The 7,977-nt window shown below is 73.2% G+C and carries 8 protein-coding genes; 3 read left to right on the top strand and 5 right to left on the bottom strand.

Annotated elements, in window-relative coordinates; genetic code table 11:
- Window positions 1–222 precede the first annotated feature (222 nt).
- The 3 genes from E1298_RS40555 to hrcA form a co-directional block, all read right to left on the bottom strand.
- Window positions 223–954 (bottom strand): 16S rRNA (uracil(1498)-N(3))-methyltransferase, encoded by a 732-nt coding sequence (locus tag E1298_RS40555; RefSeq protein WP_131902698.1) that lies wholly within the window; start codon window positions 952–954, stop codon window positions 223–225.
- A gap of 105 nt (window positions 955–1,059) precedes the next feature.
- On the bottom strand, window positions 1,060–2,196 hold the full coding sequence (gene dnaJ, locus E1298_RS40560) for a molecular chaperone DnaJ (protein WP_131902699.1): 1,137 nt from the start codon (window positions 2,194–2,196) through the stop codon (window positions 1,060–1,062).
- Between the two features lies 1 nt (window position 2,197).
- Complete coding sequence (gene hrcA, locus E1298_RS40565; RefSeq protein WP_131902700.1) at window positions 2,198–3,211, bottom strand: heat-inducible transcriptional repressor HrcA; 1,014 nt, start codon at window positions 3,209–3,211, stop codon at window positions 2,198–2,200.
- Between the two features lie 259 nt (window positions 3,212–3,470).
- Between hrcA and E1298_RS40570 the strand changes: the two genes are divergently transcribed.
- On the top strand, window positions 3,471–4,286 hold the full coding sequence (locus E1298_RS40570) for a DUF3097 domain-containing protein (protein ID WP_131902701.1): 816 nt from the start codon (window positions 3,471–3,473) through the stop codon (window positions 4,284–4,286).
- Between the two features lie 46 nt (window positions 4,287–4,332).
- On the top strand, window positions 4,333–5,106 hold the full coding sequence (locus tag E1298_RS40575) for a DUF4870 domain-containing protein (RefSeq protein ID WP_131902702.1): 774 nt from the start codon (window positions 4,333–4,335) through the stop codon (window positions 5,104–5,106).
- Window positions 5,107–5,143: 37 nt separating this feature from the next.
- Here the strand turns inward: E1298_RS40575 and hemW are convergent, their stop codons facing one another.
- The gene (gene hemW / locus E1298_RS40580; protein ID WP_131902703.1) at window positions 5,144–6,352 is read right to left on the bottom strand and encodes a radical SAM family heme chaperone HemW; all 1,209 of its coding nucleotides are present in this window, start codon (window positions 6,350–6,352) and stop codon (window positions 5,144–5,146) included.
- A gap of 77 nt (window positions 6,353–6,429) precedes the next feature.
- Entirely contained in the window at window positions 6,430–6,870 is a 441-nt protein-coding gene (locus E1298_RS40585; RefSeq protein ID WP_131902704.1) for an antitoxin YezG family protein, read from the bottom strand.
- Between the two features lie 265 nt (window positions 6,871–7,135).
- On the opposite strand from E1298_RS40585, the gene E1298_RS40590 reads away from it, so the two are divergent.
- A partial coding sequence (locus tag E1298_RS40590; RefSeq protein WP_131902705.1) for a hypothetical protein occupies window positions 7,136–7,977 on the top strand: 842 nt, incomplete at its 3' end.

Genomic DNA, 7,977 nt, shown 5'->3' on the forward strand with positions numbered 1-7,977 from the left:
GGTGACCTCCAAGCCCACCGACCCCGAGCCGACGGAGCAGCCGTCGCCGACGTCGACCGAGCCCACCACCCAGTCGGGCCCGGGCGCCGAGCCCGGCACCACCCCCTGACGGCCCCTGAGAACGCCGTCGCCGCACCTGGAGGGCTTTGCGGGGTTTTGGGGGCCTTTGGGCGTCTTGAGGCGCTGAGGTGCACTCCAGGGGGCCCTGGGCGCCCGCGCGCGCTACCAGCGGCCAGTGAAGGCCAGGAGGACGGCGGCGGCCGCGACGCCCGCCGTCGACGTCCGCAGGACGGTGGGGCCGAGCCGGGTGGGACGCCCGCCCGCCGCGCTGAAACGCTCCAGCTCCTCGCCGGTGATGCCGCCCTCCGGGCCGACCACGACGACGATCTCGCCGTCCGGGGGCGGCTCGACGGCGCTGAGCGGCGCGTCGGCCTCCTCGTGCAGCACCAGGGCGAGGGACGCGGCGGCGACGCGGGCGGCGACGTCCTGCGTGGACGCCAGGCCGGACACCTCCGGCAGACGGCCGCGGCGGGCCTGCTTGCCCGCCTCGCGGGCCGTGCCGCGCCAGCGGGCGAGGGCCTTCTCACGGCGCTCCGGCCGCCACTGGGTGACGCAGCGGGCCGCCTGCCACGGGACGATCTCGTCCACGCCGACCTCGGTCATGGTCTCCACGGCCAGCTCGCCCCGGTCGCCCTTCGGGAGGGCCTGGACGACCACCAGGCGGGGCCGGGGCGGCGGCTGACGGTGCCGCGCCACCACGTCCAGCGTGAGGGACGCGCGGTCGGACGCGGCGACCACGCACTCGGCCAGCAGCCCCTCGCCGTCGGTCAGGTCGACGCGCTCGCCGGGCCGCAGCCGCCGCACGGCCGCGGCGTGCCGGCCCTCGGGACCGTCGAGCACCACGCGCTCGCCCTCCAGCGCCGCGGTCGCGGCGAGGAACACGGGCGGACTCATCGCGACCCCCTCAAGGACGAGCGAACCCGCCGTGGACGGTGCGGGGCACGGTCACGGCGGGGAATCGCCGCGGCGGCCTTCGCGGTAGGCCGCCACGGCCTCGCTTCAATGCTGGTTGAACACATCCCTTATACGGGAGAACACACCGCGCTGCCCGGGCGCGAACTTGCCGGGCGGACGCTCCTCGCCGCGCAGCTTGGCCAGCCGCCGCAGCAGTTCCTCCTGCTCCTCGTCGAGCCGGTTCGGCGTCTCCACGTTGACGTGGATCATCAGGTCGCCGCGGCCGCTCTCGTTGAGGTGCCGGACGCCCCGCCCGTACAGCGTGATGACCTGGCCCGACTGCGTGCCGGGCTTGATGTCGACGGGCTCGGCGGCGTCGAGCGTCTCGACGGTGACGCTGGTGCCGAGCGCGGCGGCCGTCATCGGGATCTGGACCGTGCAGTGCAGGTCGTCGCCCTCCCGCTCGAAGATCTCGTGGGGCTTCTCCACGATCTCCAGGAACAGGTCGCCGGGCGGGCCGCCGCCGGGGCCGACCTCGCCCTCCCCGGCGAGCTGGATGTGGATGCCGTTCTCGACGCCCGCGGGGATCTTGACCTTGACCGTCCGGCGGGTGCGGACCCGGCCGTCGCCCGAGCACTCGGCGCACGGGTTGCGGATCACCGAGCCGAAGCCGCCGCACGCGGGGCACGGGCGCGCCGTCATCACCTGGCCGAGGAACGAGCGCTGCACCTGCTGCACCTCGCCGCGGCCGTGGCACGTCTCGCACGTGTCCGGGTGGGTACCGGGCGCGCAGCCCGTGCCCTCGCAGCTCGTGCAGGCGACCGCGGTGTCGATGGACAGCTCGCGGGTGGTGCCGAACGCGGTCTCCGCCAGGTCCAGCTCGACCCGCAGCGTCGCGTTGCGGCCGCGGCGGGCCCGCGAGCGCGGGCCCCGCGAGGCCGCGCTGCCGAAGAAGGCGTCCATGATGTCGCTGAACGGGAACCCGGCGCCGCCGAAGCCGCCGGCGCCCGCCCCGCCCGCGCCGGACGCGAACGGGTCCGCGCCGAGGTCGTACATCTCGCGCTTCTTGGGATCGGAGAGCACCTCGTACGCCTGGGTGATCTCCTTGAACTTCTCCTGGGTCTCCGGATCCGGGTTGACGTCCGGGTGGAGCTCCCGCGCGAGCCGTCGGTAGGCCCTTTTGACCTCGTCGGCGCCGGCGTCCCTCCGGACGCCCAGGATCGCGTAGTAGTCGTTGGCCACCTTACGACCCCGCCAGGATCTGTCCCACGTAGCGTGCCACTGCCCGTACCGCTCCCATCGTGCTGGGGTAATCCATGCGTGTCGGCCCGAGCACTCCCAGCCGGGCCAGCGTGAGGTCGCCCACGCCGTAGTCGGCGGCGACGACCGAGGTCGATCGGAGCCCCTCGTCGGGGTTCTCGGTGCCGATCCGCACCGTAACAGTAGAGGAATCGCCGGTCTCGCCGAGCAGCCGCATGAGGACGACCTGCTCCTCCAGCGCCACCAGGACCTCCCGCAGGCTCTGCGAGAAGTCCACCGCCGCCAGGTTCGCCGCCCCCGCGAAGACGATCTTCTCCTCGTGCTTCTCGACGAGCGTCTCCAGCAGGACCGACAGCACCGACGCGGCCAGCGGGCGGTCGTCGGGACCCACCTTGTCGGGGAGGTCCGCGACGGCCGTGGGCACGTCGCCGAGGCCGAGACCGTCCAGGCATGTGTTGAGCAACGCCCGCAGGTGCCCGATCGATTCCTCGGAGATCGGGCCGTAGGTGTCGATCACCCGCTGCTCGACCCGTCCCGTATCGGTGATCAGGACGAGCAGCAGCCGGCCCTCGGCGACCGGGACCAGCTCCACGTGCCGCACCGCCGAGCGCGTCAGCGAGGGGTACTGCACGACGGCGACCTGCCGGGTGAGCTGCGCGAGCAGCCGCACCGTGCGGCCGACGACGTCGTCGAGGTCGTAGGCGCCGGTCAGGAACGTCTCGATGGCGCGGCGCTCGGCGATCGACAGCGGCTTGATCGTCGACAGCCGGTCGACGAACAGCCGGTACCCCTTGTCGGTGGGGACCCGGCCCGCGCTGGTGTGGGGCTGGGCGATGTACCCCTGCTCCTCCAGCACGGCCATGTCGTTGCGGATCGTGGCGGAGGACACGCCGAGGTTGTGCCGTTCCACCAGGGCCTTGGAACCCACCGGCTCATTGGTGGAGACATAGTCCTCGACTATGGCGCGCAAGACCGCGAGCTTCCGGTCGTCCAGCACGTGCTCACCTCCTTCTTCCCCTACCGCAGGCCCCATCGGCCGATGATCGCCCCCTGGCCTTCCCGCTTGGCACTCCGTACTTTCGAGTGCCAAGTGTACGACCCGGCGGCCGTACTCTGGAGTCCCCGCGGGACAGCCGCCGCTCCAGAACCGCCGTACCGCGCCTTCCCCGCCGGTCGCGCGGCGTCTCCGATACGACGCGCGCCCCACGCCCGCGGACGGCTGCGCGATCTTATCCTTCCGGTTAATGTGCGGAGCTGTGCCGAGTAAGGACTATGGAAACGACGTACTGTCCGGCGACTGGCGACGGCCTCGCAAAGGACAGATCCCCGAGATCCCGGCCGAACCCGGCCTCGTCGCCGAGGACCCGGACAGCGGGTTCTGCGGCGCCGTGGTCGGCTGCGACAAGTTCGGCGTCACCTTGGAGGACCGGTTCGGCAAGCGCCGCGTGTTCCCGCTGACGAAGTCGGGGTTCCTCATCGACGGACGGCCCGTCACGCTCGTCCGGCCGAGCGCCGCGCCCCGGGGGCCGGCCCGCTCGGCGTCCGGCTCGATCGCCGTCCAGGGGTTGCGCGCGAAGGTGGCCAAGGAGAGCCGGATCTACGTGGAGGGCCTCCACGACGCCGAGTTGGTGGAGAAGGTCTGGGGCCACGACCTGCGCGTCGAGGGCGTCGTCGTGGAGTACCTGGAGGGCGTGGACGACCTGCCCGCCATCGTCGAGGAGTTCGCCCCGGACGAGGGCCGGCGGCTCGGCGTCCTCGTCGACCACCTCGTGGAGGGCTCCAAGGAGAGCCGTATCGCCGCGCGGGTCTCCTCCCCGCACGTGCTCGTCACCGGACACCCGTTCATCGACATCTGGGAGGCCGTGAAGCCCGCGTCCGTGGGCATTCGGGCCTGGCCCCGCGTCCCCCGCGGCGTACCCTGGAAGGAAGGGGTTCTCGCCGAGCTTGGCTGGGGGGACGACGTGGGTGCGAGCTGGAAGCGGATCCTGCGCTCGGTGAACGCCTACACGGATCTGGAGCCCGCCCTCCTGGGCCGCGTCGAGGAGCTCATCGACTTCGTGACCGCACCCTGACCCCCGGCCCGCCCGTCCGCGCGGCGGTCCGTAGAAGGAGCACCCGATGACGTACGGGCCGCCAGACCAGCCGGGCCAGGGTGACCAGCCCGGTCAGGGAGAGCAGCCTGGCCACGGCCAGGAACCCGGCTATGGGCAACAGCCGGGCTACGGACAACAGCCTGGCTATGGGCAACAGCCCGGGTACGGACAACAGCCTGGCTATGGGCAACAGCCCGGCTACGGACAACAGCCTGGCTATGGACAACAGCCCGGCTACGGACAACAGCCTGGCTATGGGCAACAGCCCGGCTACGGACAACAGCCTGGCTATGGACAACAGCCCGGCTACGGACAACAGCCTGGCTATGGACAACAGCCGGGCTATGAGCAGCAGCCGGGGTACGGCTACGGACAGCAGCCCGGATACGGACAGGCTCCCGGGCACGGCCAGGCGCCGGGCTACGGGTACGGCGGGCAACTCCAGCCCTATGGCGCGCCCGCCGGCTACGCGGCGACCTCCGACGAGCGGACCTGGGCGATGCTGGCCCACCTCGGGCAGTTCCTGCTGGGCTTCATCGCCCCGCTGCTGGTCTACCTGATCAAGAAGGACGAGTCGCCGTTCCTGCGCCACCACGGCGCGCAGGGCCTCAACTTCGCCATCACCCAGCTCGCCTACGCGATCATCAGCTTCGTGCTGATGTTCGTGCTCATCGGGTTCCTCACGCTGTTCGCGGCCGCCATCGCCGCGATCGTCTTCCTGATCATGGCGGGGCTCGCGGGGAACCGGGGCGAGTGGTACCGCTACCCGTCCTTCATGGCCTGGCCGATGATCACCTGACGGGGAGCCGTGCTCGCGGGCCCGGCCCGGGGCGAGGTCAGGTCAACTCGCGGACGACGGCGTCGGCGAGCAGACGGCCCCGCCGGGTCAGGACCGCGCGGCCGTCCTCGTACGGGCCGGGCTCGACCAGCCCGCCGTCGATCGCCCGCCGGACGGCCGCGTCGTCCAGCAGCTCGGCCGGGCAGCCCGCGGCGAGCCGCACCTCCAGCATGATCCGTTCGACGCGGCGGTCCTCGTCGTCCAGGACCTCGCGGGCGTGCGCCGGGGTCGTCCCCTCGGCGAGGCGGGCGGCGTACGCGGCGGGGTGCTTGACGTTCCACCAGCGCGTCCCGCCGACATGACTGTGCGCGCCGGGCCCGACGCCCCACCAGTCGGCGCCCGTCCAGTAGAGGAGATTGTGGCGGCAGGCCGCGTCCGGGCCGGTCGCCCAGTTGGAGATCTCGTACCAGCGCAGGCCGTGCGCGCTCAGGAGCTCGTCGGCCATCAGGTACCGGTCGGCCATGGCGTCGTCGTCGGGCGCGGCCAGCTCGCCGCGCCGCACCTGCGCCGCCAGGCGGGTGCCCTCCTCGACGATGAGCGCGTACGCCGACACATGGTCCGGTTCCATGGCGAGGGCGGCTTCCAGGGAGGCTCGCCAGTCGTCGTCGCTCTCCCCTGGCGTCCCGTAGATGAGGTCCAGGTTGATGTGCTCGAAGCCCGCCTTGCGCGTCCAGTCGACGACCTGCGGGACGCGGCCGGGCGTGTGAGTGCGTTCGAGGACGGCCAGGACGTGCTCGCGCGCGCTCTGCATCCCGTAGGAGATGCGCGTGAACCCGGCCTCGCGCAGCTTCCCCACGTACGCCTCGTCCACCGACTCGGGATTCGCCTCGGTGGTGACCTCGGCGCCGGGCGCGAGCCCGAACTCGGCGTCGATGGCGGCCAGGACGCGGCCCAGGTCGTCCGGCGGCAGGAGGGTCGGCGTGCCACCGCCCACGAACACGGTCTCCACCGGCAGGTCGGCGTCGCCCAGGACGCGCCGCGCCAGCCGCACCTCGGCGACGGCGGTGTCGGCGTAGGAGTCGCGGCTCGCGCCTGGACCCAGCTCGGTGGCCGTGTAGGTGTTGAAGTCGCAGTACCCGCACCGGGTCACGCAGAAGGGCACGTGCACGTAGAACGCGAGCGGACGGCCGCCGAGCCCTTCCAGGGCGCTGCCGGGCAGCGCGCCGTCGGCGGGGACGGGATCACCATCGGGCAGGGTCGCGGGCACCCCTCAAGTCTGCCCCGCCTCCGGCGCTGCTCCGTCCACACCCCGGGACGCGGCCCCCCGACGCCGCCCCCGGTCGGTCAGGCGTCGCGGAGCTTCTCGCGGAGCCAGTCGGGGATGTGCTCGTCCGTCCGGGGGAAGCGGTCGAGGTCCAGGGCGTACGCGGAGGGCGTCAGCGGCGGGGTGAAGTCGGGTTCGCCCTCGTAGTCGAACTCGGCGCTGAACCGGCCCGAGCGTTCGACCTCCAGGCGGGCGGTGAACCAGGCGCCCTTGCCGCGCCGGTACATGACGCGGCGCAGCTCGTCCATCCTGCCGACGGCCTGGCCCGGCGGCATGGCCTTGCGCCGCTCCCCGCCCGCGTCCTCGACCTCGAAGGAGGCGCTGTCGATCCCGACCGTCGCCCGGAACTCGAAGCCGAGCCGCTCCCAGCCGGCGGGCGCGGCCGACCGGAGCGCGCGGACGGCGCCGTTCACCGCTTCGCGCTCCTTCGGGGAACGCAAGACCTGATCGGAGTGGGTCACGCTCGAACCTCCGGAAGGTCGGGTAGGACGGCCCCGGGGCGGGCGCCCCGCGCGGCCAGTGCCCTCCGACCGTACCGACATATCCGTCCGGACCAAGCAACGGTCGCCGTGTCGCGGGGAAACCGCCTGTCCGCAATAGCGGCGCGCGGGACGATCTTGGTCGAGCCGGACGCGGCGCCCCCGGCCCCGGCGGACGGCCGGAAGGCGCGCCGGGAGCGGCCCGAATGGAGCGTGCTGCGCCTCTTGGGCGGATAGGGTCGTCCGAATGCGGATTGAGGGGGCTGACCGGCGGCGCGTGCCCGCACGCGTCCTGCTGCGCGGCGAGCCGGACGGCTGGCACTGCGTGGTCGTGGACGACTCGGGCGCGGAGCGGCGCTCGGACTTCGCCGGGGCCGGCATCCGCTGGCAGACCGGCCGGGCGTCCGACCCCGAGCCGCCGTGGTGGCACCGCAGGCTCTGCGAGACGGCCGAGGGGCTGCGCGAGGCGATCGCCGAGCGGCTGACCGACGCGACCTTCCGCGAGTTCGGCGCCGAGGCCGTGATCACCTGGTTCGCCGTGGACGAGCCGGTCGCGTGGGAGGGGCTCGTCACGCTCCAGGAGGCCGACCCGGCCCGCTTCCCCGGACGCGTCGCCCCGTACGTCATCACCCTCGAACCCGGGCGCGGCGCCCTGCTGCCCGGCGCCGACCTCCTGTTCTCCACCCAGGCCCCGGACGCCTGGACCGCCCTGGCCACCGTCGCCGAGCGCTGCGGCACCCCACCGCCCAAGGCGTCGCTGCTGTGCGGCTGGGCCGACCACCGCAGCGTCCGGGTCGGGCGCGGGCGGCTCGCCCTGTCCACCGACCGCGGCGAGGACTGCGTCGAGCGGCTCGCCGAGATCTTCGGGACGCGCGGGCCCGGCTGGAGCGGCAATCCCGAGATGCGGCTCCGCCTGGACGGCGTCGACCTGCTCGACGAGCCCGCCTGCGACGTCGTCGCGCTGTTCCGCGACCTCGGCCACGAGGTCGTCCGGCGCGGCCGGACGGCCCGGCTGGCCGACCTCCTGTTCTCCACCCAGGCCCCGGACGCCTGGACCGCCCTGGCCACCGTCGCCGAGCGCTGCGGCAC

It is taken from the genome of Actinomadura rubrisoli (assembly GCF_004349215.1).
GTDB lineage: Bacteria > Actinomycetota > Actinomycetes > Streptosporangiales > Streptosporangiaceae > Spirillospora > Spirillospora rubrisoli.

What these genes read in the sequence shown, in the direction of transcription:
- E1298_RS40555 (WP_131902698.1), bottom strand. Translation starts at nt 954, where the DNA reads ATGAGTCCGCCCGTGTTCCTCGCCGCGACCGCGGCGCTGGAGGGCGAG.
- E1298_RS40575 (WP_131902702.1), top strand. Translation starts at nt 4,333, where the DNA reads ATGACGTACGGGCCGCCAGACCAGCCGGGCCAGGGTGACCAGCCCGGT.